This window comes from Rhizobium sp. P28RR-XV (assembly GCF_012641385.1).
Classification (GTDB): Bacteria; Pseudomonadota; Alphaproteobacteria; order Rhizobiales; family Rhizobiaceae; genus Rhizobium.
On the sequence record NZ_JABAIG010000006.1, the window covers coordinates 266,851 to 291,398 of the forward strand.

24 protein-coding genes and 1 pseudogene are annotated in these 24,548 nt (G+C 59.4%); 2 read left to right on the forward strand and 23 right to left on the reverse strand.

Going from position 1 to position 24,548, the window contains the following annotated elements; genetic code table 11:
* Positions 1–10: 10 nt before the first annotated feature.
* Entirely contained in the window at positions 11–1,222 is a 1,212-nt protein-coding gene (locus HGP12_RS15025) for an MFS transporter (RefSeq protein ID WP_168879148.1), read from the reverse strand.
* Between the two features lie 104 nt (positions 1,223–1,326).
* Between HGP12_RS15025 and HGP12_RS15030 the strand changes: the two genes are divergently transcribed.
* The gene (locus HGP12_RS15030) at positions 1,327–2,226 is read left to right on the forward strand and encodes a LysR family transcriptional regulator (RefSeq protein ID WP_168879149.1); all 900 of its coding nucleotides are present in this window, start codon (positions 1,327–1,329) and stop codon (positions 2,224–2,226) included.
* Here HGP12_RS15030 and HGP12_RS15035 read toward each other — a convergent pair.
* From HGP12_RS15035 to HGP12_RS15055, 5 genes are all read right to left on the reverse strand, one after another.
* On the reverse strand, positions 2,216–4,474 hold the full coding sequence (locus tag HGP12_RS15035; RefSeq protein WP_168879150.1) for a molybdopterin cofactor-binding domain-containing protein: 2,259 nt from the start codon (positions 4,472–4,474) through the stop codon (positions 2,216–2,218). The two genes, HGP12_RS15030 and HGP12_RS15035, sit on opposite strands and share 11 nt — an antisense overlap.
* Positions 4,471–4,959 carry a (2Fe-2S)-binding protein gene (locus HGP12_RS15040; protein ID WP_168879151.1) on the reverse strand — a complete coding sequence of 163 codons (489 nt, stop codon included), beginning with the start codon at positions 4,957–4,959 and terminating at the stop codon, positions 4,471–4,473. The genes HGP12_RS15035 and HGP12_RS15040 overlap by 4 nt, the downstream gene beginning before the upstream one ends.
* The gene (locus HGP12_RS15045; protein ID WP_168879152.1) at positions 4,956–6,260 is read right to left on the reverse strand and encodes a c-type cytochrome; all 1,305 of its coding nucleotides are present in this window, start codon (positions 6,258–6,260) and stop codon (positions 4,956–4,958) included. Before HGP12_RS15045 ends, HGP12_RS15040 begins: the two co-directional genes overlap by 4 nt.
* A 176-nt stretch (positions 6,261–6,436) precedes the next feature.
* Positions 6,437–7,651 carry an MFS transporter gene (locus tag HGP12_RS15050; protein WP_168879153.1) on the reverse strand — a complete coding sequence of 405 codons (1,215 nt, stop codon included), beginning with the start codon at positions 7,649–7,651 and terminating at the stop codon, positions 6,437–6,439.
* Complete coding sequence (locus tag HGP12_RS15055) at positions 7,648–7,845, reverse strand: hypothetical protein (RefSeq protein WP_168879154.1); 198 nt, start codon at positions 7,843–7,845, stop codon at positions 7,648–7,650. The genes HGP12_RS15050 and HGP12_RS15055 overlap by 4 nt, the downstream gene beginning before the upstream one ends.
* A 182-nt stretch (positions 7,846–8,027) precedes the next feature.
* Here HGP12_RS15055 and HGP12_RS15060 point away from each other — a divergent pair, with 182 nt between their 5' ends.
* Positions 8,028–9,524 carry a mechanosensitive ion channel family protein gene (locus tag HGP12_RS15060; protein ID WP_168879155.1) on the forward strand — a complete coding sequence of 499 codons (1,497 nt, stop codon included), beginning with the start codon at positions 8,028–8,030 and terminating at the stop codon, positions 9,522–9,524.
* Between the two features lie 92 nt (positions 9,525–9,616).
* Here HGP12_RS15060 and HGP12_RS15065 read toward each other — a convergent pair whose 3' ends face one another.
* From HGP12_RS15065 to HGP12_RS15145, 17 genes and pseudogenes are all read right to left on the reverse strand, one after another.
* Positions 9,617–10,135: a Dps family protein gene (locus tag HGP12_RS15065; protein WP_168879156.1), complete on the reverse strand. Its 519-nt coding sequence runs from the start codon at positions 10,133–10,135 to the stop codon at positions 9,617–9,619.
* A gap of 43 nt (positions 10,136–10,178) precedes the next feature.
* On the reverse strand, positions 10,179–10,361 hold the full coding sequence (locus HGP12_RS15070) for a hypothetical protein (protein WP_168879157.1): 183 nt from the start codon (positions 10,359–10,361) through the stop codon (positions 10,179–10,181).
* A 152-nt stretch (positions 10,362–10,513) separates the two neighbouring features.
* Positions 10,514–11,047, reverse strand: a complete 534-nt coding sequence (locus tag HGP12_RS15075; RefSeq protein ID WP_168879158.1) for a hypothetical protein — start codon at positions 11,045–11,047, stop codon at positions 10,514–10,516.
* 50 nt (positions 11,048–11,097) lie between these two features.
* Complete coding sequence (locus HGP12_RS15080; protein ID WP_168879159.1) at positions 11,098–11,778, reverse strand: YoaK family protein; 681 nt, start codon at positions 11,776–11,778, stop codon at positions 11,098–11,100.
* Positions 11,779–11,887: 109 nt separating this feature from the next.
* Positions 11,888–12,868, reverse strand: coding sequence for an alpha/beta fold hydrolase (locus HGP12_RS15085; protein WP_168879160.1), 981 nt, complete (start codon positions 12,866–12,868; stop codon positions 11,888–11,890).
* A 130-nt stretch (positions 12,869–12,998) separates the two neighbouring features.
* A complete protein-coding gene (locus HGP12_RS15090) occupies positions 12,999–14,402 on the reverse strand; it encodes an alginate export family protein (protein WP_168879161.1) in 1,404 nt (467 codons plus the stop codon).
* Between the two features lie 53 nt (positions 14,403–14,455).
* A complete protein-coding gene (locus HGP12_RS15095) occupies positions 14,456–15,334 on the reverse strand; it encodes a glyoxalase (protein ID WP_168879162.1) in 879 nt (292 codons plus the stop codon).
* 129 nt (positions 15,335–15,463) lie between these two features.
* Positions 15,464–15,844 carry a DoxX family protein gene (locus HGP12_RS15100; RefSeq protein WP_409527214.1) on the reverse strand — a complete coding sequence of 127 codons (381 nt, stop codon included), beginning with the start codon at positions 15,842–15,844 and terminating at the stop codon, positions 15,464–15,466.
* 71 nt (positions 15,845–15,915) lie between these two features.
* Positions 15,916–17,802: an amidohydrolase gene (locus HGP12_RS15105; RefSeq protein WP_168879164.1), complete on the reverse strand. Its 1,887-nt coding sequence runs from the start codon at positions 17,800–17,802 to the stop codon at positions 15,916–15,918.
* A gap of 28 nt (positions 17,803–17,830) precedes the next feature.
* On the reverse strand, positions 17,831–18,097 hold the full coding sequence (locus HGP12_RS15110) for a XapX domain-containing protein (protein WP_168879165.1): 267 nt from the start codon (positions 18,095–18,097) through the stop codon (positions 17,831–17,833).
* Positions 18,098–18,131: 34 nt separating this feature from the next.
* Positions 18,132–18,839 (reverse strand): alpha/beta fold hydrolase, encoded by a 708-nt coding sequence (locus HGP12_RS15115; RefSeq protein WP_205926468.1) that lies wholly within the window; start codon positions 18,837–18,839, stop codon positions 18,132–18,134.
* Between the two features lie 123 nt (positions 18,840–18,962).
* Positions 18,963–19,619, reverse strand: coding sequence for a hydrolase (locus HGP12_RS15120; protein WP_168841755.1), 657 nt, complete (start codon positions 19,617–19,619; stop codon positions 18,963–18,965).
* 218 nt (positions 19,620–19,837) lie between these two features.
* Positions 19,838–20,737: a helix-turn-helix domain-containing protein gene (locus HGP12_RS15125; protein WP_246703395.1), complete on the reverse strand. Its 900-nt coding sequence runs from the start codon at positions 20,735–20,737 to the stop codon at positions 19,838–19,840.
* A 102-nt stretch (positions 20,738–20,839) separates the two neighbouring features.
* Positions 20,840–21,745, reverse strand: coding sequence for an AraC family transcriptional regulator (locus tag HGP12_RS15130; RefSeq protein WP_168841754.1), 906 nt, complete (start codon positions 21,743–21,745; stop codon positions 20,840–20,842).
* 758 nt (positions 21,746–22,503) lie between these two features.
* On the reverse strand, positions 22,504–23,142 hold the full coding sequence (locus HGP12_RS15135) for an SDR family oxidoreductase (RefSeq protein WP_168841753.1): 639 nt from the start codon (positions 23,140–23,142) through the stop codon (positions 22,504–22,506).
* Positions 23,139–23,351: pseudogene (locus HGP12_RS34065) on the reverse strand (carboxymuconolactone decarboxylase family protein); the annotation flags it as partial. The gene HGP12_RS15135 and the pseudogene HGP12_RS34065, both read right to left, overlap by 4 nt.
* A 190-nt stretch (positions 23,352–23,541) precedes the next feature.
* Entirely contained in the window at positions 23,542–24,474 is a 933-nt protein-coding gene (locus HGP12_RS15145) for an alpha/beta hydrolase (RefSeq protein ID WP_168841751.1), read from the reverse strand.
* Between the last annotated feature and the right edge of the window lie 74 nt (positions 24,475–24,548).

Here is a 24,548-nt window from a genome sequence, read left to right on the forward strand (position 1 = left end):
GGCCAATCTCCTATCGAGCGCTGGCAGCCGTCGTCGAGCGGGCACGATGTTCGACCGCACGAATGGCCAGGGCAACCACCGCAAGCAGGGCGCCGAGGGCACTGACGCCGATCCAGCCACCATAGCCCCAGGCTGCAGTCGCCAGCGCGGCACCGATCGCACCACCGAGGAACATCGAGGTCATGAAGATGGTATTCAGCCGGCTGCGAGCTTCAGCATCGAGCGCGTAGACGATATGCTGGTTAGACACGAGTGCACTCTGGATGCCGAAGTCAAGGATGACGACACCGATCACCAGAGCGGCGAGCGAGGCCCAGAGACCGAAGATCACCCATGCAACCAGCGTCAGCAAAGCGCCCATCCAGACGACGAAGTGCGGTCCACGACGGTCGGCGATCTTCCCGGCAAGCGGAGCGGCAAAGATGCCGGCTGCGCCGACGATCCCAAAGAGGCCGGCAACATCGGCGCCTAGGTTGAAGCGCGGCGTCTGCAGATAGAGCGCCAGGATCGTCCAGAAAGCCGTGAACGAGCCGAAGAGCGAGGCCTGCATCAATGCAGCCGTCCGAAGCGCACCTTCCCGCTTCCACAGATGGGCAAGCGACTTGATGGCGTTATGATAAGCCATGCGCGAGGTCGGACGATGATCAGGCAGAGAGACATACATCAAGGCTGCCGCGACGAGCGCCAAAGGCACGCCGATCCAGAACATCTCGCGCCATCCGGCATGCTGGCCGACGAACCCGGACAATGTTCTACTGAACAGGATCCCGGACAGCACACCCGCCATGACCGTGCCGATTGTCGAACCGCGCTTCTCGGGAGAAGCAAGCGAAGCGGCAAAGGGAACGATCTGTTGCGCGACCGTGGAGCTGGCGCCGACGACGAGCGAGGCCAGCACGAGCAACCACGCGGTAGGCGCTATCGCCGCGAGCGCAAGCGCGACCGAGAGAACGATAAACTGGCCGATGATCAGCTTGCGCCGATGGACGAGGTCCCCGAGCGGAAGCAGAAAGAAAAGGCCGAGTGCATAGCCGAGTTGCGTGGCCGTCGGAATAAAACCCGTGATCGGCTGGTGCTGGAATTCATCCTCGATGATCCCGAGCATCGGCTGGTTGTAATAGATATTCGCCACGGCAATCCCGCTGGCGGCCGCCATAGCAAACAGTGCCGGCCTCGAAAGCTGTTTCGACATTACCGGCGAGTGTTGACTTAAGGTATCCATGATCCTTGCCTTTCTGGCTGAAGAGATGTGCTCTTATCTAGCTTTTTATCGAAAAGCGTTTTAGCCATCTTGGATGATTGGCCTGCATAACGGATATCGATATAATGAACACGGATGATGTGTTGGTCTTCACCGCCGCGGTTTCGGCCGGCAGCCTTTCCGCCGCCGCACGGCGTCTTGGCGTCACTCCCATGATCGCAACACGCAGGCTCGCCGCCCTTGAGGCCGCCGTCGGCGTAAGGCTGCTTCATCGCACAACGCGGTCGCTTTCGCTCACCCCAGAAGGCGAGAGCTTCCTGCCTTTCGCGCAAGCGCTCGTCGATAACGAAGCGGCTGCCATGGCACTCCTGCATTCCGGGGCCGAGAGCGCCGCCGGCCTGCTGCGCATATCCGTGCCGATCTCGTTCGCGCTGAAATTCATCATGCCGATGGTGCCGAAGCTGCTGGAAGACAATCCCGATCTAAGGATCTCGGTCGACATGACCGACAGCCTGCCTGATCTTGTGGCGACCGGAACGGATCTCGCAATCCGCATCGCCCGGCTCAGGGACAGCAGCCTTATCGCCCGCAAACTCGCGGACAATCCGCGGGTCGTCGTCGCCAGTCCGCGCTATCTCGCCCGCCGCGGCACGCCATCGTCTCTCGACGAACTCGCCGATCACGACTGCCTATCGCTCGCAGGTGCTACCCACTGGACATTCCGCGACCATGGCGATGAGCGGCATGCCAGACTGAATGGACGCTTTTCCTGCAGTAGCATCGCAGGCTGCTATACGGCGTGCCTTGGCGGAGGTGGCATCGCTATGCTGTCGATCTGGTACGTGGCCGACGACATCAAAGCTGGCCGCCTGGTGCCGATCGATTTTCAGGGCGCGGAACTCGAGGCGATCAACATCTGGGCCGTCTATCCGACCACGCGCCTCGTGCTCCCCAAGGTTCGCGTCTTCATCGCCGCACTCCGCGCGGCACTAGCGGAGGCGGGCATCGAGGGAACTACAGAGTGACGATTGCCGCCCTCACCCGCTCCGGGGTCATCGGCATGTCGCGAAAGCGTATGCCGGTCGCATCCGCCAACGCATTGGCAAGCGCTGCCGAAGTCGGCCCCTGCCCGCATTCGGCGACGCCAAGAAACGGTTGGCCAGGTAGCTCCTCGACGATTACGTCGATCTTTTCGGGAATATCGAGGAAGCGCAGGATCGGATACGCGCTCCAATCGAAGCTGGTGCGGATTGTCTGGTCGTTCGTGACCTCCTCGCGCGTGCACCAACTGAGGGACTGGATGATCGCACCCTCGACCTGGTTCTGAACGCCGTTAGGACTGACGACCTCTCCGCAATCGGCGGCGGCCTGGACGCGGTGAACGGTTATCCGCCCGGTATTCTGGTCGACGCTGATCTCCATGCAGACAGCACAATAGGCGCCGAGGTTCTTATATCGCGCAAAGGCCATGCCGAAGCCGTGGAAGGGGCCTTTCTTTTGACGCTTGCGCCAACCGAACGCACCGGTCGCCGTTTGCATGACCTGCCGCGCGCGGGCATCGGCCATGTGGTTCAGCCGCAGATCGAGCGGATCAATATTCCCGGCAAGCGCCAGCTCGTCGAACATGCTTTCGATCGAGAAGACGTTGAGGTGCGCGCCGAGAGAACGCAGTGCCGAGACCCTGATCGGCATGTCCTTGATGAAATGATAAAGGACGTTCATGTTCGGCAGATCGTAGAGCGGGTTGGAATTGCGGCTTCCATCTCCCTCCGGCATCGGGATTTCCTTGCCTTCGGGCTGCGGAAAGCTGGGCACGATCTGATTGCCGACCAGCACGCCGCCAGCGCCGACCGGACGATTATTGTGCGGGTTGCTCCAGACATCGTATTTCCACGCCACGATGCGGTCGGACGCGTCAAGCCCCGCTTCCACCTCGGTCACCATTCCAGGACCGAGCGGCTCCCAGCCGAATTCCTGTTCCCGCATCCACTGCAGCCGAACCGGCCGGCCGGGAACCGTCATGGCGATATAGGCCGCTTCAGCAGCGACGTCGTCCGCGCCGTTCTGTCCATAGCAGCCCGAGCCTTCGACATGGATCGCGCGGATTTTCTCGATCGGCCGGCCGAGCAACTCGGCGGCGACGCGACGCACGTCATAGGTTCCCTGGCTGTGGGTCCAGATGGTCAGGAGGTCATCCTGGAGCAGAGCGATTGCACAAGAGGGACCGATGGAGCCGTGGCTGATCCATCGGCGGGTATAGCGCGCGGACAGCGTCTTGACGGGCGCGGCGACAGGATGAGCTACATCGAGAATGACGATGTCGCGAGCCGGCAGCGCCTTCAGCGTATCCGTGACGCTGCCGATCGGAAACGGCGCTCCCACCGGCTCGTAATCGGATGCCTGCAGCTTGCGCATCAGTTTGATCGCATCCCATTCCCTCTCGGCGACGATAGCGGCGAAGTCGCCGTTCTGTACGAACTTGACGACCCTCGGCATCACCTCGATCTCGGCGGCGGGCGGCAGCTTCAGGCGCGTCCTCTCGCTCGGGCCGCGCAGCAGGCGCGCATGCAGCATGCCCGGCAGGCGCATATCGTGAAGGAAAGCCTGACCGCCCGTCGTCTTGGCGGGAATGTCGATGCGCGGAAGGTTTGTGCCCATTGTTCGGAATTCGGTTTTCGTGCGTAGCGGCGCATGGGCAATTGCCTCGACATGCAGCGAGAGTGCGGCGGCCACCTCGCCATAGGAAACCGTCTGGCCGTCCGACCCAAGAATTCGTCCATCTCCGGTCGTCGTGAGCCTATCCGGCTGGACCTGCAATCGCTCAGCCGCCTTCTGTAGAAGCACCATTCGGACATTGGCTGCCGCGTTGCGGATTGCCGTGCCGCTATCCTGCATCGAATGGCTGCCCGCTGTCAGGCCCTCGTCAGGCGTGCGCGCGGTATCGACCGTCACCAGTGTGACCGAGGTAGGCGGCAGATCCAGCTCTTCCGCTGCAACCTGTAGCAATGCGGTCCTGATGCCCTGCCCGAGCTCGGCCTTGCCCGTGAAGACCGTTGCGTGGCCTTTTTCGTCGAGCTGGATCCAGGAATCGAGATATGGCCATGACTTCAGGCTGCCGGGAAGGTCGGGAGCGACGACCGCAGGACCCGCCCCACCTTCACCGCCACCGGCGAGTTGGGCGAAAGCCGGACGCGAAAGTGCGAAAGCGACCGCGATGCCGCTCGCGCTGAGAAAGGAGCGCCGGGTGAGGCCGGTGTTCTGAATGGCGTTCATTGCGCACCTCCGGTCAGGGAAGCCGACGAAAGCTCGCGGCTCGCGCGGTGCACCGCCCTCAATATTCGGGCATGAGTTCCACAACGGCAGAGATTTGGCTGCATATGCACACGGATCTCCTCCTCGGTCGGCGACGCGTTACGATCGAGCAGTGCCTGGGCACGCATGATCATGCCGGCGATGCAATAGCCACACTGTGCGGCTTGTTCGTCCTGGAAGGCTTTCTGAACGACATTGGGCTTCTCGGCGGTGCCCAGCCCCTCGATGGTGCGCACTTTCCTGCCCGCCAGCAGGCCGACCGGCGTCAGACAGGAGAAGACCGGCTTTCCGTCGAGATGCACGGTGCAGGCACCGCATTGCCCGAGGCCGCATCCATATTTGGCGCCGTTTAGCCCTAGGTCGTCACGGAGCACGTAGAGAAGCGGCGTATCCGAATCGGACTCCACCCCACGGTCCTCGCCATTGACGTTAATCGAGATCGTCATTCCGCATTCTCCTTGCGAATATCGCCGACAGTGGCTTCCAGATCCGGCCATGCCGGCTTGTCGGTGAAGCGAGCGCGGGCATAAGCGAGCACATCGGCCAGTTGGCGATCGGTCATGGTGCTGGAAAAGGAAGGCATGTAGGCGCCTTTATCCGCGGACTGCGCGACCCCCTGCAGTAGCGTCTGCACGGCGTTTCTCGGATCGTCTGCTCTAAGGTCGGTCGCAGTCGTGAGAATCGGTCGGCCGTTGACGTTCATGGGTGCACGCGGCGCATGACAACCGGAGCAAGCACCCTCGAAGAGGAGGTCGGCCTCAGGATGCGCCGCGGCGGCGGCAGGTCGGTTGTCGGTGGCGGCAACGACGGTGACGGCCGTCGCAATGGCCTCCCGGGAGGGATGCATCCGGGAATCTATGTAGGCGGCGATCGCCCTGACGTCGGCATCGTTGAGGCGGGAAAGACCTTCTGAAATAGGGGCCATCGGGCCGCCGGCCGCGCTGTGCCCGCGATCAGATCCCGTCTTGAGATAGGCGACGAGAGAATCCACATTCCAGGTCGCGGCGGAAGGGTTCGCCTCGTTGAGCGGGGGCGCATTCCAGCCCTCTGCGACGCCTCCGGCAAATTCGCGCGCCCTCTCCTCGCCGCCGGCGAGGTTGCGCGGCGTATGACAGCCACCGCAATGGGCAAGTCCATCCACCAGATATTTGCCCCGGTTCCATTCGGCGCTTTCGCTCGTCTGAGGCTTGAACTCTGTCTGCTTGAGGAAGAGGAGCTTCCAGCCGGCGAGCAGCGGCCGGAATCCGAGGCCGGGAAGCAATCGGTTTTCGGGAGCCTGCTGTGAGACCGGCTGCCGGGTCATCAGAAATGCGTAGATTGCCTCGAGGTCGTCGTCGCTGACATGAGTAAAGTGCTCGTAGGGCAGTGCCGGATAGAGATGGCTTCCATCGCGGCCGACGCCTTGCCTCATGGCACGGCTGAACGCTGCCAGCGACCAGGTGCCGATGCCCGTCTTCTCGTCAGGGGTGATATTGTCCGAAAAGAGTGTGCCGAAAGGCGTCGGCAATGCGCGCGCGCCAGCAAAAGGCGCGCCGTTCGGCGCCGTGTGACAGACGATGCAATCGCCGACGGTGGCGAGCTGCTCGCCCTTTGCGACAACACCGCGATCGAAGCTCGAGGGGGATGGGCGCGCGATTTCGGAAAGTGCCGGTTCATAGACGATCCAGGCGGCAATTCCGACTCCGGTAACGATCATAGCCGATAGGAACGCGGCTCCGATTGCCAGATGTCGCTTCGAAAGTTTCATATGCGGTGCTTCGCTGTTGCAAACGTTGTGAATATTTCGCGCATGAGTCTAGGGAAGGTCTTGTCGCCACCGTCGTTCTTTTGGACAAATCGATTGTTCCTCAAAGGCGTCGGCTATCCAGAAAGCCGTGGGGCCGCTCTTGCTTCCTGTCGACCCCACGCTGCTTCACGATCAGATCAATGCGTACCAGCCTTGCAAGCACGGCGGCCTGCGACCGTGTTTCTGACCGCATCAAGGAGAAGAGTTACCAAAGCCAGCGTTGCGACTGTCGCGACGCCCAGATCCACCGCGGAGGAAAGGCTCGCCCAGGTCGCGATCTTGCCCAGCAACAGGGCCACGACGGCCTGGGCCAAGTAAGCAACCAGGAACAGCGCCGAGAGCGTCGCGCCTCTATGCGTCACAGGAGCGGCAGCATTGATGAGCGAAAGTCCTCCGAGGAGGAGCAGGCTGTAGGCCATCCCGCTACCGATCTGGGCGACGGTATAGAAGACCAGCGAGTGCAGGACCGCGGCGAGCGCCAACAACCCCGAGGAAACGATGGCGATAGCACTGCCGACGAGCATAACCCTACTCGGTTTGGCACCACGCGCCGGGGCAGTGGCGATGGCAGAGGAAATTGCAAAAAGCGCGATGGTGCCGCCGTTCACGAGCGCGTTTTGGGAGGCAACGATGTCACGCGCCACCTGCGCACCGAGCGAAAGCGTCATCGCGCCAAGCACGTAAGAAGCCGTTACCGCCGCGGTCGCCGTGACGAAAGTTGCAAACAAGCCGTTCGGGATGGCCGGAACTCTCGGCCGCCAACGGCCGGCGGGCCGCGACGCCGTATGGTTCGGCAGCATCCAGGTCGCAACCATGAGTACGGCGAGGACGACGACCAGAACCGCGAAGTTCAGCCGCGTCGGCAGCGGCGCATATTCGATCAGCGCACCGCCGACAAGTGCCGCGCCGATCATGCCAAACGCCTGGGCGGCGGCCGTCGCGCTACCAGCCTGAGCGGCCCGGCCTGGCGCGCTGAACTCGACAACGGCCGCGGCCGACGGTCCCGCAGACAGACCCACGCCAACACCCATGAAGGCCCTGCCGATGAAGATCCAATCAACGTCCGGCGCCAGCGCAAATATCAGCGTGCCGCCGAGCGAAGCGGCAAGACCAAGCAGCATTGCTTCCCTTCGGCCGATATAATCGGACACGTTGCCAAAGACGACGAGCATCAGGACGACGAAGACTGGATAGACGGCGAAGATCGCCGTCGTCGTGAATGTCGTCAGATGCCATTCCTGCGCATACAGCGGATAGGTAAGCGCCGGGGCGGCGCTGGTCCAGATCGTATGGGCGACGACGGCTGCAGCCGTCAGGAAGCTCGCCTGTCTTCCAAAAACCTTGCGGCTCACGATCGTGCCTCCGTCACAGGGCTGAACTGAAAGCTATCGCCCTCCTTGCGGACGGTCCCGACGCCGGGATGGCCGTATCCGAACAACATGGCATCGCGCGCCGCCCGCTCAGCGAGAGCGATCAAGCCATGTGAGAGCACCGTAATATCGAAGAGACCATGTCTGAAGGCGTGGAATGTAACTGGCGTGTTCATTTGCCGAACTCCCGTGTTTCGATGAACAAGATGTCGGCGAATTGGATCGAAATTGAAATTGTCTACGTGAACTATGCATTGTTCATTATTATTGAACGATAGAATGCCAAAATTCATGGAAATCGCCAAGACGCCGTTCGGAAACTGGTCTAGCGATAGCAGGCTGTTCCTTGGGCTACGTGATGCAATATCTCATTGATCCTATTACGCAATTTTTGCTTCTCGTCGCCATTGTCGCTGGGGCGCACCGGCTGGTGCAGAGACACAGGGCTGTACGCTTTGCCATCGACGTCGCATTTTTCGTTACCTTGACAGCCATTCTGCTGATGAACGGGGTTGCACCTTATTCCGAAACGCTGACATCGTCGGATCTCTGGCACCGCCTGTTCTATGGACTCGCAAAGACGATCTGGTGGCTCGGCGGGGCGATGATGCTCGTCAGCAGCATCAGGTTGTTCCTGATCTTCGAGCGCCGCCCGCGCGAAGCGCGGTTCCTCCAGGACCTGATCGCCGGGATTATCTATGTTGGGGCCGCGCTTTCGGTGGTGGCCTATGTATTCAGCGTGCCGGTTGGCACGCTGATCGCGACATCCGGTGTCTTTGCGATCGTCCTCGGTTTGGCGCTGCAGAGCACGCTTTCCGATGTCTTTTCCGGCATTGCCCTCAATCTTGGTCGATCATACAGCGTGGGAAACTGGATCATTCTCGAGAGCGGCGTCCAGGGTCGTGTGATCGAGACCAACTGGCGCGCGACCCATCTGTCCAACGCCACCAACGATCTCGTCGTCATTCCAAACAGCGCGCTTGCAAAATCGCAACTCGTCAATCTCAACAGCCCCGATGAGACGCATGGCGTTACCATGTCGATCAAGCTCGCTCCGACGCGCACACCAGCGACCATGGCGAGATTGCTCGAAGCAGTCACCCTGGGAAGCAATCATATTATGCGTGCTCCGGATCCCCTGATCTCGATCGTCAGCCTTACCAAGGAGGCCATCGAATTCGAGCTGGCCTTCCGGCTCCGCGACATATCCGAGACGACGGCGGCGAAGAATGAGATCTACGACCTTATGTACCGACACATGCTGGCGGCGGGGATTCCGCTTGCAAGCAATGGCATGTTCGGTACAGCGCCCCCGCCGGCGGCAGCGACCGGCTCAGAGGGAGAGCTCGAGACCCCATTGCGGCTCATGCCGATGCTGTCACTCTTTTCCGGACTCACCGACAAGGAGCGCGAAACACTTTCAAAAGCTGCCTTCCGGCGAAGCTACGCAAGAGGGGCGGAGATTATCCAACAGGGAGAGCGCTCGCCCACCTTGATGCTCATTGAAAGTGGCGTCGTGCATGTCGTCCGCCAGGAGAATGGTCGGGACATCGAACTCAACCGACTTTCGCCTGGCGATTTTTTCGGTGAGCGCGGCCCCCTAATCGGCGCGGAAGAACCCGGTCGTATTGTTGCGCTGACGCCGGTCGTTGCCTGCGAGATCGGGAGAGATCAGCTTTGCGAGGTCCTGCGGGAGCGCCCAATTTTGGCTGACGATATCGGCGCAACGCTCGCTGAAAGGCTCGAGCAGGAAAGGCATCTGCGCGGGGATGGCACCACACCATCGCAGCATGCGCAGACATTGACCAATCGCATCCGCCACCTCTTCCAGCTTTCGCACGCAAGCTCGGCCTGATCAAAGATAATCGGATGCGTCTGAGGCTCCCCCTGCGATCACGAGCCGGCCTGCAGATGCGCATGTCATGGGTACATCTGCAGGCCGATTGCTCAGTCGTTGGTGTTGCGGCGGATTTCGAAAAGGAACCACACGCGGCGCTCACCCTCATCGATCCAGTTTTCCAGGAGGCTCGCAGTGGCGACATCGTTATACTCGTCGCATGTGTCATGCAGGGCACGCATGCTGGCGACGAGCGCGCCATTGTCGTCGCGAAGTTCCGCAAGCATCTCATGCGGATGGACGAAGTCGGCATCGTTGTCCAGTATCCTCTGGCGGCGGGCGATATCACCGATGGAACGAAGAGTTCCGCCACCAAGCTTGCGGACCCGCTCCGCAAGTGGGTCGGTCATAGCGAAAAGCTGCTCCCCATGCTCGTCGAGCATCAAGTGATAGTCGCGGAAGTTCGGCCCTGACATGTGCCAGTGAAAGTTCTTAGTCTTAAGGTAAAGGACAAAGACATCGGCAAGCAAGGTGGTGGCCGCGGCGGATATGTCGGTGACCGCCGCGTGGCTGAGCCCGATAGGCGTTCTGAGTGGAGCCGTGCGGCGTGATTTCACAGATTCGTCCATCTTTCCAATCTTTCGCGAAAGGTTTCAGCAGTAGATTTTGATGTTATTCATAACGGCCGGTGGCGGGCGTATCGCTCGCGGGAAATGTATCCAGCAAGTCCTCGTCGAGGCATTCTTCGGTAGCTGGTTGGATCGCGACGGGAAGCTCGAGGCGAAGATCTTCCATTTCCGGGAGGCTCTCTTTGCCGTCGCGAACATCGGCGTTGGTCCTCTTTGGCTCGATCATGGGAAATACCCTTCTCAACGATCATCATTCCGTTGAGCGCGAACTGTATCGGACACCGAAACTCGTCACCCTTGGAGCAAGGTCGTAGATGCGCCTGACTGCCAACGTTCACATCTCTCCGGAATTTGACGACAGTATCTGTTCATGCTCGATCAGTGTCCGCGCTTTTCCCTCGCACGCTTCGCAATGCTCTCGGCAAACAGGGGCGTCTCGCCCTTGTTGTGATTGGACGATGCTTCCGAACGGGCCTTTGCGGCGTCTGCGAAATTGATGTTGTATTTCTCGCAATAGGCCAGAAACTCGTCGGTGGCGAATGCGCGAACGTGGTTGGTGCACTCGCAATGCTCAGCGTCGATCGGCGTGACGCTGAGTTCCCAGATTACCTGCACCTTCGTGCGACCATGAGCGGCCATCACATCGGAGATGGATACCATCTTGCAATAATTGGGTTCAGCGATCTCGGCGACATAATGCTGGATCACCAGGCTTCCGCCGATCGTTTCCACATTGATCGACATCCGGCGGCCGTCGTCCGTCCAAGTGGCACCAGCGGCGATGTGGTCGGGGGAGCAACGCTGATATTCTGCATCGGGTAAGTTGAACAGCCAGTCAGCGATATCGACCTTGTCGGCGCCAACATTGATGATATGACTGTAACTGGAATCGGACATCCGACGATCAGACATTTTATACTCCTGGGGTTTGATGGATGCTGCGTTTCCGCGGTAAATGCTAATTAATCGCCTTCGGGCGTTTCGACGTGGGCAACGAGCGCCAGAGCCGCTAGGACGGCAGGGGCGACAAAACTCCAGACGGGCGAGAGAATGAACGCCAGCGCCGCGATGGCGCAGCCCAAAGCGAAGACGACAACGGCGAGCACCATCCGCTTCAGACGTGAGTAAGCTGCAGCCGTAGTCTCCGAATGCCCACCCATGGCGATATCGGCAAGGTCGAGCATGATCTGAGTCGTCGTTCCGGTCATCAAGGTCGACGGAGGAGACTTCGCCAGATGAACGCGATGAATGCCATTCTGCACCGCCATGGCGGCAACAAGGACCATGCCGATTGCGAAGGCCGTCGAACTGTTCGGATCGCTGAAGGGCCCGTCCGTCAATGCGATCGCCGCGGCGATGATAAGCAATATCAGCTTGACGACGAGAAGAGGACGCAGGACCGGTCGACCGTTCCGCTGCAGCGTCAGCCCGACAATACGTGATGCGAATACGACCACACAAAAGACCGGGAGTGCGAAGAGCTTCGACAGAGTAGCTCCCATGCCCATCGCTATCGACGCCCCCAAAGTCACGAAATTGCCCGTGACATGGGCGGTGAACAATCCGCCGAGCGCCAGGAAGCCGAGAGTGTCGACATATCCCCCGTTGAAGCTGAGAAGAACAGGAAGTGGGATGGCTTTCATTAAACGAGCCTCTTGGGAACTTTGGTGGAGTGCTTCGGGACGTCGAGCACTGCATCAATAAAGGGCCTGCCGCCAGCCTCTAGCTTGGCGGCAGGCGGAATCGTGCTCCTCAGGCCTTGATGAAGGCGAGCAGGTCCGGATTGATGACGTCGGCGTGGACCGTCAGCATGCCGTGCGGGTAGCCCTTGTAAACCTTCAGGGTACCGTTCTTGAGAAGCTTGACGGAGAGCTCAGCAGAATCGGCGATCGGAACGACCTGGTCGTCATCACCATGCATGACAAGGGTCGGAACGGTGATCTTCTTGAGATCTTCGGTCTGATCTGTTTCGGAGAAGGCCTTGATGCCGTCGTAATGAGCCTTGGCGCTGCCCATCATGCCCTGGCGCCACCAGTTTTGGATCACGCCCTGATAAACGGTCGCGCCCGGACGGTTGAAGCCGTAGAACGGGCCGGTGGGGAAGTCGAGGAAGAGCTGCGTGCGATTGTCGGCGACTGCCTTACGGATGCCGTCGAAAACTTCCATGGGCAGGCCGCCCGGATTGGACTCTGTCTTCAGCATCAACGGAGGAACGGCGCTAACCAGAACAGCCTTGGCGACGCGGCCCTGCGGCTGGCCGAACTTGGCAACGTAGCGAGCGACTTCACCGCCACCCGTCGAGTGGCCGATATGGACGGCGTTCTTCAGGTTCAGATGTTCGGCGACCGCGGATGCGTCGGCTGCGTAGTGATCCATGTCATGACCGTCGCTGACCTGCGAGGAGCGGCCGTGACCACGGCGATCATGAGCGACGACGCGATAGCCGTGCTGGACGAAGAATAGCATCTGGGCGTCCCAGTCGTCCGAAGACAGCGGCCAGCCGTGATGAAAAACGATCGGCTGGGCATCCTTCGGACCCCAATCCTTGTAAAAGATCTGTACGCCGTCTTTGGTTTCGACGAAGCCGGTGGTCATGGGCAGTGTTCCTTTAATCTTTGCAGGAGTGGTGTCAGAAAAGGCAAGGGATGGCATGGCGATCGCAGCGGAAAGGGTTGCGCCGGCCAGCAATGTTTGCCTGCGGGAAAACATGAGCTCGTTCGGGTTGTCAGACATCTTGGTAACCTTTGCGTGGACGTCGACTTCATAGCTCGCAAGGAGCCGCCGCCTCTTGTCCGATGCTCGTGTCATTTGGACAAAGCTCAGGTCGCCGAAGGCCGGCTTTTGAGGCTGACGAAAAAACCGGTCACCAGGCGAAGCTTAGCTGAGCGCCAAGATAATTGCCGTTGTGACCGCCAGCCTTGCGGATGGCGTCGCCAATCTCATAGTGCACCGCCTCGATCGCGCCTGTCAGATTTGCGTTAAAGGCATAGTCGAGCCTGATCTGCTCATAGGCTCCCGACCACGCGCCGCCGTGACCCGCTGTTCCTGCGAGTGGCTGGTTGGGCTGGACGTAAATCGCATCTGCCGTGGTTTGCCGCCACTGAAGACCGACGGCCGCCATCAGCGTCATCTTGTCCATTGGCTTTACTGTGATCGAAGGTTTGAGGTGTATGAGGTTTGAATAGCCGGTATAGCCGGCGAGCGTGAAATAGTAGCCATTGGGGAAGAGAGGGTTGAAGGTTCCGACAGTGCCGTCGCCAGGGCTGCGGTCGCCTGAGGCCATATCGAACTGTAGACCCAGCCGTGGGGTCCAGGAAGCATCCTCGAAAGTGTACCCGCCGCGCGCGCCGATCGCCCAGGCTCGAATATCCTTGTCGCCGACAGAACCCAACTGCCCCATTCCCTCGAGATCCCAATCGAGACCACTCGAACTGCCGGCGAACCGGGTGTCGAATATATGCCGGTCTTCATCTCCGGATCCATCGAGGTAATGTGCATTGCGCTTCTGATAGAGCGAGTAGTAGGCGGAGAGTTCGTTGGTTCCCAGAACCTGCCGTTCCACGCGCAGCGTGCTGAAGCGGAAGTCGCCGTTCGACGTATCATCGAATGCGTCGTCGTTTCGATATTGGACCGGCCGGCTGACAAAGCCGATGAAGCGCCAGGGCCCTGTTTCCCAATTCGCCCAGGCGGCATCGAAGGATTGGCGCACATTCGGCCCGTCGCGCGAGGAGACGAAGCGTTGAAGGTCGAATGCGAAATCCTGCCGGCCAACTCGGGCCTTGAAGGTGCCGGCATCGAAATCGTGCGAGTAGGCGACGAACGCCAGCCTTAGGTCCATTTTGTCGGCGTCGGCGGGACCAACAGACTCTTTGCCGAACGCGCGGTCATCTTCGAACTGGGTGAATATTTGCCAGTCATTAAACAGATGCAGATCGATGTGAAATTGCGCCCGCTGGATCAGATAGCTATCGCGCTCGACGCCGCCGATTCCGAAGCTTGGGGCATTGTTTGTCTCGAACCGTTCTCGCAAATTCGCGCCAAACGATATGTAGGTTGCCGGATCACCAGGCGAAAGCGGGAGATATTTCAGGGGATCGAGCGGCCGGGTCCTGAGAACGGGATCGGCCAATGCTGACCAATCTTCCTGCCAGCGACTACCCTTGATCGTAGGCCGTTTGGCGGGTGCGGCTGAGTCAGCAGCGATTACCGCCGTCGCCGAAAAGGCCAGCAATACCGCCGTTGAAACCAGATATCGTTCGATCGTCATTACGCACTCTCCAAGATCGAGCGGCCGCGCCGGACGCGGCCGCTGCACTGTCGTCAGTGCTTGGCAACGGAATGGATCTCCGCGACGTAGCCGCCCGGAAATTCCACCATGGCGGCCCGACGATCACCTGACTGAGAGGGTTCGACGAGGATCTTGACGCCTGCGTCCTTGGCCTTTTGCAACGTGGCATCGAGGTCGGCCACTTCGTAGCCGGTCATTTCGTAGCCGTAGGGGAAGGGTAGATGTCCGTCGGTAGCAAGAACTGTCATTTTGCCGAAATCAGATTCGATGCGGATCCGATGGAAGGTGCTATCGGCGCGGCCGATTTCGACTCCGGGAGCCTTTTTATCGTCGGATACGACCTTGCCATGGGCGAAGGTGGTGAAGTCCCGCACGAAGGCAGCCACCGCATCAGGCGACACGTAGACACGATTTTCAGGGATGGTTTCGAACGCCGCATAGTTCGGCTTCGTGTTGTGCCAATAAAGCTGCATGTTGACACCACCCGGCCACTGGATGACGGCATCACGGCCGATCGGGTCAGGGAAAGGCGCAACAATGACGTCGGCACCGGCCTTCCTGGCTGCGTTGACGGCCTTGTCGAGATCGGTGACGAGATAGCCCGTGCGTTCGGCGCCAAAGGGATAGGGAATTGGTGTCATGAAGCCGAAAAGCGAAACTGTACCGGCAGGCGTCTGCAGGAGTTGCGAGGTCGTGCTGCTCGGTGTCGGCGTAACGTTTGCAACGACCTGTTTGGTGCTGGTGCCACCGAAGGTGGCGAGAAAGCCTTTGACGAAGCCGTCTACATCAGCGGGCGCGACATAGACGTGAGTGGTATCGTACTGCGGCGCGACCGCAAACTGGGATATCGCCCATACTGGGGTGCCGGAAAAAGCGACTAGGGCGGCGAATATCAGAGAACGGCGAATCATGAGGGTCTCCACGTTGGTTGCGGCGACAAGGCCGCGGAGGCCGTGTCGCTTCGATAGAAAGGCGTACTTAGTAAGCGACCGGCGCGCGTCTCGGGCCTCTGCCAAGACCATATCTATAGCCGGCCTCCCTCAAGTTTGTCTGGTTCGTCCTTCGGTGAGATCAAGCCAGGCGACGAGTAGGAAGCCGCCGACAAGGCCGAGATGTTCGAAGAAAGAATTGGCCGCCATGAAACGCTCCATCCCGGGCGGCAGCTCCCAGAAACGCAGCGCCAGAAAGGTGGCGAGCAGCGTGAAGGCGCCGAGCGCAAGCGCGCCGAGCCAGCGAAAGAAACCGGCCAGGATCATCAGCGAAGCGACCAGCTCCAGAATGATCACTAACATGGCGAAAGGAGCCGCCGGCGACAGGCCGAAATGCGTCATCTCGCCGATGGCGCCGTTAACATCCGTCAGCTTGTTAAGGCCGCCCTGGAGATAGGCGGCGCAGAGACCAAGATAGGCGATGAAGCGCATCCAAGGCGTCCCGAATACGGGACGTACAAAGCTCACAAGTTTCGTTTCCAGGAAATGCATTCCGTTTCTCCTCAAACCGCCCAGCATGAGCAGCCGAGCGCGCCGAAGAAGCCCTTAAGGTCGGCGATCGGCAATTTCGACGTCCAGGCGTTGGCATGGGCATGACTGTGGACGTTGCAGTCGTTGGTGCAGCCGCATGAGGCGATCAGGCGGCGATGCAGGGAGTTCTTGCCGACACCCTCCGGCTCACCCCAAGCGGCGTAGCCCTTGAAGCTGCGTACCGGCGACCAGTCGGGCATGGCGGGCGGGACTTCATTTTCGTCGAAATCGGCAAATTCGCCGGCTCCGTAGACGATCTTGCCGCCAACCATGGTGAGTTCGGAGGTCAGGAAGGAAATCTCATCCTCAGCACAGGCAAAAAAGTCCTTGTCCGGTACAATGAGATCGGCGAACTGGCCCTTCTCGATGCGACCCTTTTTGCCTTCCTCATTGGAAAACCAGGTGACGTTCTCCGTCCACATGCGCAGCGCCGTCTCTCGATCGAGGCAGTTGGCACGGGGGTAAAGCTGCATGCCGCCGACGGTCTTGCCGGTGATCATCCACGAAAGCGAGACCCACGGATTGTAGGAGGCGACACGCGTCGCATCCGTGCCGGCGGAGACCTTGACGCCCTTTTCCAGCATACGGGCGATCGGCGGAGTGGCCTGCGCGGCGCCGTGACCATATCGCTCGACGAAATATTCGCCCTGGTAGGCCATGCGATGCTGTGTCGCGATGCCGCCACCGAGCGCCGCGATACGGTCGATCGAGCGCTCTGAGATCGTTTCGGCATGATCGAAGAACCAGTTGAGGCCCTCGAGCGGAATATCCTGATTGACCTTTTCAAAGACGTCGAGCGCGCGGCTGATCGTCTCGTCATAGGTGGCGTGCAGGCGCCAGGGCCAGCGGTTCTCAGCAAGGACGCGGACGACTTCTTCCAGCTCGCCCTCCATCTCCGGTGGCATATCCGGGCGCGGCTGGCGGAAGTCCTCGAAATCCGCGGCGGAGAAGACCAGCATCTCACCGGCGCCGTTGTGGCGGAAATAATCGCTGCCCTGCTTGTATTTGACCGAAGAGGTCCAATTCAGGAAGTCTTCCTTCTCCTGTTTGGGCTTCTGGGTAAAGAGGTTGTACGCCAGCCGAACGGTGAGCTGATCTTCATCGGCAAGCTTCTGGATGACGGCATAGTCATCAGGATAGTTCTGGAAGCCACCACCGGCATCGATGACGCCGGTCAAGCCGAGGCGATTCAGCTCGCGCATGAAATGCCGGGTGGAATTGACCTGATAGTCGAACGGCAGCTTTGGTCCCTTGGCCAGCGTCGAGTAAAGGATACCGGCGTTCGGCTTTGCCAAAAGAAGGCCGGTCGGGTTGCCGCTGGCATCACGGGTGATCTGCCCTCCGGGCGGCTCGGGTGTGTCCTTCGTATAGCCGACGGCGCGCAATGCCGCACCGTTCAGAAGCGCCCGGTCGTATAGATGTAGCAGGAAAACGGGCGTGTCGGGAGCGACCGCGTTGATTTCCTCGATCGTCGGCAAACGCTTCTCGGCGAACTGATGCTCGGTGAAGCCACCGACGACGCGCACCCATTGCGGCGGCGGCGTGATCGCCACCTGGCGCTTCAGCATGTTCATGGCATCGGACAGCGAGCGCACGCCGTCCCAGCGCAATTCCATGTTGAAGTTCAAACCGCCACGGACAACATGGGTATGGTTATCGATGAGGCCGGGAAGCACGCGCTTGCCCTTAAGGTCGATCACCTTCGTATTTGGACCCCTGAGCGCCATGATCTCAGCGTCATGGCCAACGGCCAGGAATTTACCGTCCTTGATCGCCACGGCCGTTGCCGATGGGTTGGATCGGTCAAGCGTCTTGATCAAACCGTGGTGCAGGACCAGGTCAGCGGTCGCATTTTCCATTGTCTTCGCTCTCGATTGAAAAGGGGATTCAGGCCTCATCGGAAGCCACATCGGTGGGCTTGCCGCCCTTCGGCAGGTGACCGAACATATGCGGCTTGATCTGGTGCATCCAGGAGACGGCGGCCGGTTCCTTGTTGAGGAGCGTCTTGGCGAAGGGAATAATCTGCTCGCCGACGAGGATGCCTAGAAGGCCAATAAGAGCAATGACTGGCGGCGCCGGCGAACGGACGTTCAGCAGACTATAGACGATGCCGACGAGCAGGCCGGCTGCCAGGGAATACAGATAGATTCTCATGGTTAATTATCCTTTTGGATTCAATGCCTTGGTACTAGCCCGCCGATACATCGGAAACCGCTTCGAGGATGACGGAAGCAACGGCCTCCGGTTGCGAAAGCAACGACATATGGCTGGCCTTGAGTTCGATCGTGCAAGCACTCAACTTCTTCGCCAATTCGCGCTGGAGCTCTACGCTGACCGCCCGGTCTTCGGTTGAAATCACGTACCAGTTCTTGCGGTCCGTCCAAGCAGCCTTACTCACCTTGTCGGAGAACGTGCCGGCACCGAGCGGCGGCTGGGTAGCCGCGAGAACCCGTGCATCCTGTTCCGGAAGATCCTGCGCGACAGCGTTGATCCAGCCGCTCACGCTCATCATGTAGCTGCCGCTGCGGTCAGAGCTCACCTCCCCTAGGCCGGGGGGCGCAGGGTGAGCGGCGACTTGATCACCCGTTGATTGGCCAACATCCGGTGCGAAGGCCGCCACAAAGACCAAAGCCTTGACCTTCGGGTCGTCCCCCACTTCGGTAATGACCGTTCCTCCCCAGCTATGACCGGCGAGAACGACAGGTCCATCGATCTCGTTCAGCACATGGCGGGTTGCCTCGACATCCGCCGACAAAGATGACGTCGGATTCTGCACGGCGACAACGGAAACGCCTTGCTTCTGCAAAAGGGGAATAACGGATCGCCAGCTCGATGCATCTCCCCATGCCCCATGCACAAGGATGACGGTCGCGCTATTCGATGGTGAAGCGGTCATGGTGAACTCCGTGCACATGACAGAAAGGAAATGGCGGGCACCGTGGCGCAAAGGCGAGTGCACCACGGGAGAGATCGAAGAGCTGGCCGCCGCATCGCGTGAGTACGAGCGGCCATTCAGTTATCAATGACCTTCGGACGCGCCGAACATCGTCTTTGCGTAGATGATGCCGAGGCCGTAGGCGCCGCCGAATTTCTTGGCGATGCCGGTGGTCATGTCGTAGGTCTCTGTGCGCGCCCAATCACGCTGAAGCTCGAGCAGGTACTGGAGCGACGTCATCGGCTGAGCGCCGGCCTGAACCATGCGATCCATCGCCCGGTTATGGGCTTCGTCGGAGACGTCGCCGCAGGCGTCAGCCAATACGAAGACTTCAAAACCCTGCTCAATGGCCGACAGGGCCGGGCCGACGATGCAGACGCCGGTCCACAGGCCCGAAAGCACAATGCGCTTTTTGCCGATGCGGTTGATCTCCTCGATGACGGATGCATCTTCCCAAGTGTTCATCGAGGTTCGGTCGAGCAGCTTCTGGCCAGGAAACGCGTCGGTGATTTCCGAGAACATCGGACCTGAGAAGCTCTTTTCGGCAACTGTGGTCAGAATGGTAGAAACACCGAAACCCTTGGCGCCATGGGCGACGAGAGCTGCATTGTTCCGGAGATTGACAGCATCGATGCTCTTCGTCGCAAAAGACATCTGCGACTGAAAATCGATCATGATCAGCGTGTGGTCTTTCGGAGTAAGAAGCTTCGAGCCCGGCGTCGGTGTCGCGCTTACGGTCATTGTGTTTTCCTCAAAAGCGTTGAGCTGAATTGCGTTGACGGAGCGGATGATGCCCGCTGCGGAAGCAATCTTCTTGTCGCTTAAAAGGATGGTTTGGATGTTCGGACTGTTTCGGCGGCCGGATATCAAACGGCGCCGAAAAGGAGACGAGCCCCTGCTCGAGACGGGATCTGACGGGAGGATTTAGCCAGAATGCGAGCTTCGGGCTGGCTGCGATTTTACGGGGTTTTATCGCCGAGTTTCAAACGCTTCTGCCGACGCCAGTTGCCTGGCGGGTCTCCTGCAATATCCGAAAACACCCGTGTCAGGTGGCTCTGATCGGCGAAGCCGCATGTTGTGGCGATCTGTTGAATTGAAAGGTTCGAAAGCAGCAGATCTTTAGCCTTTGAAACCCGATACTCCATGACCCAGCGGTACGGCGTCCGGCCGAACGTTTCCTTGAACGCTCTGTTGAAATAACTGCGGGACAGGCCGCATATCTCGGCAAGTTCAGTGATCGAAACCTGCGCGAAGGCGTTCGTCGTCAGGAATTCCAGCACCCTTTTTTCCTGCCATGGCGCCAGAACGCCATTCCTCTTCGTCGGAAAATATTGGCTTGCATAGGTATGGGTCAAATGCGTCAGCAAGACCAGACTGATCTGCTCAAAGAAGAGCTGGTTAGCTTCATGTCGATTGACGAGATATGGCAAGACAGCCTGAGCAAGGCCAAGAATGACGTCATCCCTGGTGCCGGACCTGCAATCGAACCCGTCGAATTGCGGGCGGCCGATATCCTCCAGAAAAGAGCGTACAAATGATAGCGGGATATTGAACCGCAAATTGTCGAATGAGGAGAGATGATGGCACTGCCATTCATTCCTCAGATCGGTGATGGCGATCGCCCCTTTTGGATGCCCACCTTCAAAAATGAGCTCGTTATTTTTCCAGAGCCGATGCATTCGAAAATCGGCCAACTGGATGATAACGGAAACCGCGTCATCGCGTTTGCTCGGCGGAGCGATCGGAAGATCGTCCTTGTCGTAGCACAGGCGCGTAATCGTAATAGCCGACGCCTTCATCGTCCACCGGCTGGGAACAGGCGTTCTGGGCAGGTTATCGCCCTCCGATTCTCTTGCCAATGTCCACTCCGGCCAACCCACCCTTATCAACTGTATCGGTAGGGCAATTCGCTGGTAAATTCCAACGATTTTTTTACAAAATATCCTTTTGCTCAACCCAAATTAGTTAAGACATCCTGCACGCCAAACTGCCGGCGTCATACCGGTTTCGCGGGAGAAAACCTTCGTAAAATGACTTTGATCCACAAATCCACACGCCTCCGCGATCACCTTCAGCGATGACTCGCTTCCGCGTAGCAGATCCTTTGCAGCCTCCACGCGCGCATGCATCAGCCATTGATGGGGCGTGACGCCCGTCACTTTCTTAAATCCCTGTGAGAAATGATTGGCGGAGAGGCCAGCCGCCGCGGCGATTTCCGAGACGGACAATTCACGGGCAAGGTTTTTCCTCATGAACTCTTTTGCCGCCGCCTCGCGATTGTAGGGAAAGATCGCATCGTCCACGCCAGCCTCCGTCTCGCCAACCGAATCCTGGATTAGATGGGAGCATATCGCGATTGCCAGGTGTTTCAGGAGTACCTCCCACGACGCATTCTGTCGGTCAAAGAGGGAAAGGATGACGTCGGTGAGGTTGCTTAGAACCTGATCCCTCTCGCCCCTTCGACACCGCAGCTCGGGTCTCGGGCTTGTACCGGATAATTCTACGACCTCTTGGATAAGCGTCCTTGGCAGTAAAAAAGTAGCGGAATGAAGGTCCGCGTATAAGACGACCGAGGCCCCTTCGGAAAGGTCGACAAGGCAGACCGATCCTCGCTCAAATCTGCGAGGCAGCGTTCTGGTTCCATCCGGCAGGATATCGCAATGATGAGCCTCTTTGGTGTACACCATCAGGAAATAGGCGTCGCAAACGGGAAGGGAGACAATGGGCCTCTCACCATCGGCGACATCCTTGGCGATTCTCGTCACGCAAATGGATGAAGATCTGACGGGCACCGCGTTCAATGAGGCGGCCTCGGGAAGTCCGAAGTACGGGCCGAGCGTTTTCAGTTCAAGATTGTCCAGGCTCATCCCTCTCCTCCAAGACGGCCTCCGCGCCTGTGGCATCCCTGAGAACATTCAGGTTGCAGCAGACCATATAATTCTGCCGAACACCCGCGCAATGCTCATTCTTCCGCAAATTCGGGTTTCAACCACAGTGAGAACAAGTGTTACTAGAACGACTACAACCATCTTGTACAATCTTACGGCTACTACCGGAAAGTCACGAATCCGCAAAATTAGATTGAGGGGTGGCTGATTTTCCATTCTCCGTACAATATTTGCTCCAGTGCGAGCCGATGACATGGACAATGGGCGCCTGTTTTATCCAGAGGCCTGGCGGATCAAAGTCTGTTCTCCGCGGCGATCTCCTGCAAATCGAGCTCGTGTTCGAGATCCCGCATAACGCGATCATGGATTTCACCCGCCCCGTGCATCCGCAGGATTTCGGTCGGACTTGAGAGCGGCGCGCTGTTATGCTCAGCAGCGGTCTTGTGGCCAGCGGTAGCTGGTAAGGATGAGGGGTAAGATTGGTTTTGTTTTCATGCTTTTAGCGTGCGGGCTTCAGTTTCTGGCCCGTCGCGTTTCCACCATCGCGAGCGGGTGTTGAGGTCTTTGCGTTGTGATATTGTTTGGGTGGGGGATATTGGTTTTTTGTGGGAGGAAGTTTGGTTGCGGGGGCATGCACCCATCTTTACTTGCGATCACAGCAACTGCCCATCAGGGCGCTAAAAACCTTTTTGACCGGCAACAATACAGGGCTATTTCATGCGGCGGCGTAGCCTTGTTTACATGAAGTAAGGTTTATCGCCGTCGCTGTTCGGCTTGTTGACACCGAGGTTCGCTCTCGCATGCAGGTCCGGCTTCACGACAATCCTGGCGATCAGGTCGCCGACGCTTCTGCGCGAGACGACGGTGCCCTGGAAGGCTTCGCCCTTGGCGGTCAGCGCGTAGTCCACCTCGTCCTCATCGGTCAACCAGGCCGGGCGCAGGATGGTGTAGTCGAGACCGGACGCCTCGATCGCATCGGCGGCACGGCGATAGGGCTTCAGGTCCTCGCCGATCATGCCCCGGTTCCATTCGCCGAACTTGCCGGGCACTTCGTCATAGATGCCAAGCGAAAGAACGAAGATCAGCCGCTTGACGCCCTGCGCCTGCATGGCGGCGATGACTGCCCTTGCCTGATCATCGAGGTCTTCGCCGATGAGATTGGCGTAGACGATATCCTTGCCGGTGACAGCCGCCTCCAGCTTGGCCGCGTCGAGCACATCACCCTGCACGATCTCGGTGCCGGCCGGCGCGCTTGCCGCAAGCTTTGTCGGATTACGGGCAAGCAGCGTCAGGTGAGTGTCGCGGTCGCCGCCCAGCGCCTCAATGACATGACGGGCGATCTGGCCGCCGGCTCCGAGAATGAGGACGTTGGTCATTTATTCGTTCCTTCCGTATCGATTTCGTCAAACACCTGGCGCGCGATCTTCAGCGCGGTCATCGCGGGCGGCCAGCCGGCATAGAAGGCGAGATGAGTGATGACCGCGATGATCTCTTCTCTCGAAAGGCCGTTCTCCAGGCCCTTGCGGAAATGGAAGGGCAATTCGTTGACCCGATACATCGTAATGAGGTTGCTGATGGTGATGAGGCTGCGCTCGCGTTGCTAGAGCGTCGGTTCGGTCCAGACCTCGCCGAAAAGGACGCTGTCGTTGAAATCGGCAAGCTGGGGCGCGATATCGCCGAACAGGCGCTTGCCGATACCGCCTTGTTGAGCTGCCATGTGCAGGCTCCTTTCATATTCGAGATGGAGGCGCGGCAGCGGGAGCCGCCGCGACCGATCAGCCCAGATACTGCTTGAAGAACGGCACGAGCTTTTCGAGCGCCAGGCCGACCGGCTCCGGCTTGTCGTAGAGGTCGTAGTGCGACCAGTCTTCCAACGAGACGAGCTGGCGATCCTTCGAGGCGACGGCGCGGCCGTAGGCTTCCATACCATCGCGGAAAGCGCCGAACGCGCCGACCTTCTGGCCGATCACGACCATCATCGGCTGGGTCAACAGTGTCTCGGTGAAGGCGAAGGCATCCCAGGCCAGCGTCTTCTGGGCATGGCTGAACAGCATCCGAGTCCAGCCGCCTTCCCGCTGACCGCGCGGCGTCTTGTAATAGTCGGTCGCTTCGAACACGTCGCGTTCGGTAAGACCGGCTTTCGTGGCCATGTCCGGGCTCGCGGGCAGTAGTTCGTTAACCTGCAATTCGCCACCACGCGCTTCCCTGGTGCGCTGCGCTGCCATGGCTTCCAGAGCACCAATCGGGTCGTAGCCGCTGAAGCCCTCACGGAAGAGACGGCCGATATTGACCGGGGTGATGCCGACGACGGCCTTGATGCGCTTTTCCGTTAGGGTGGCGTTGAGGACATAGCCGCCACCACCACAAACGCCGATCACACCGATGCGGTCGGCATCGACATAGGGCAGCGTCACGGCATAATCGATGACATGGCTGATGTCCTCGACCCGCTGCGAGGGGCTTTCGATCCAGCGCGGGCTGCCGCCGGATGCGCCCTGGAAGCTGGCGTCATAGGCGATGACGACGAAGCCCTGCTCGGCCAGCGCCTTGCCATAGACATTGCCCGAGGTCTGCTCCTTGCAGCTTCCGAACGGGTGGACGCTGACGATCGTCGGATAGGTCTTCGCTTCGTCGAACGCTGGCGGGAACAGGATGTTGGCGGCAATATGCCAAGCCATGTCGGGGTTCTGGATTTGAACGGTTTTCATGTTGTTCTCCTTGTGAGGGACGCGCAATCTGTGTGGACCGACGATGCCGGCCCGCAAGGCGTTCACCACGCCGC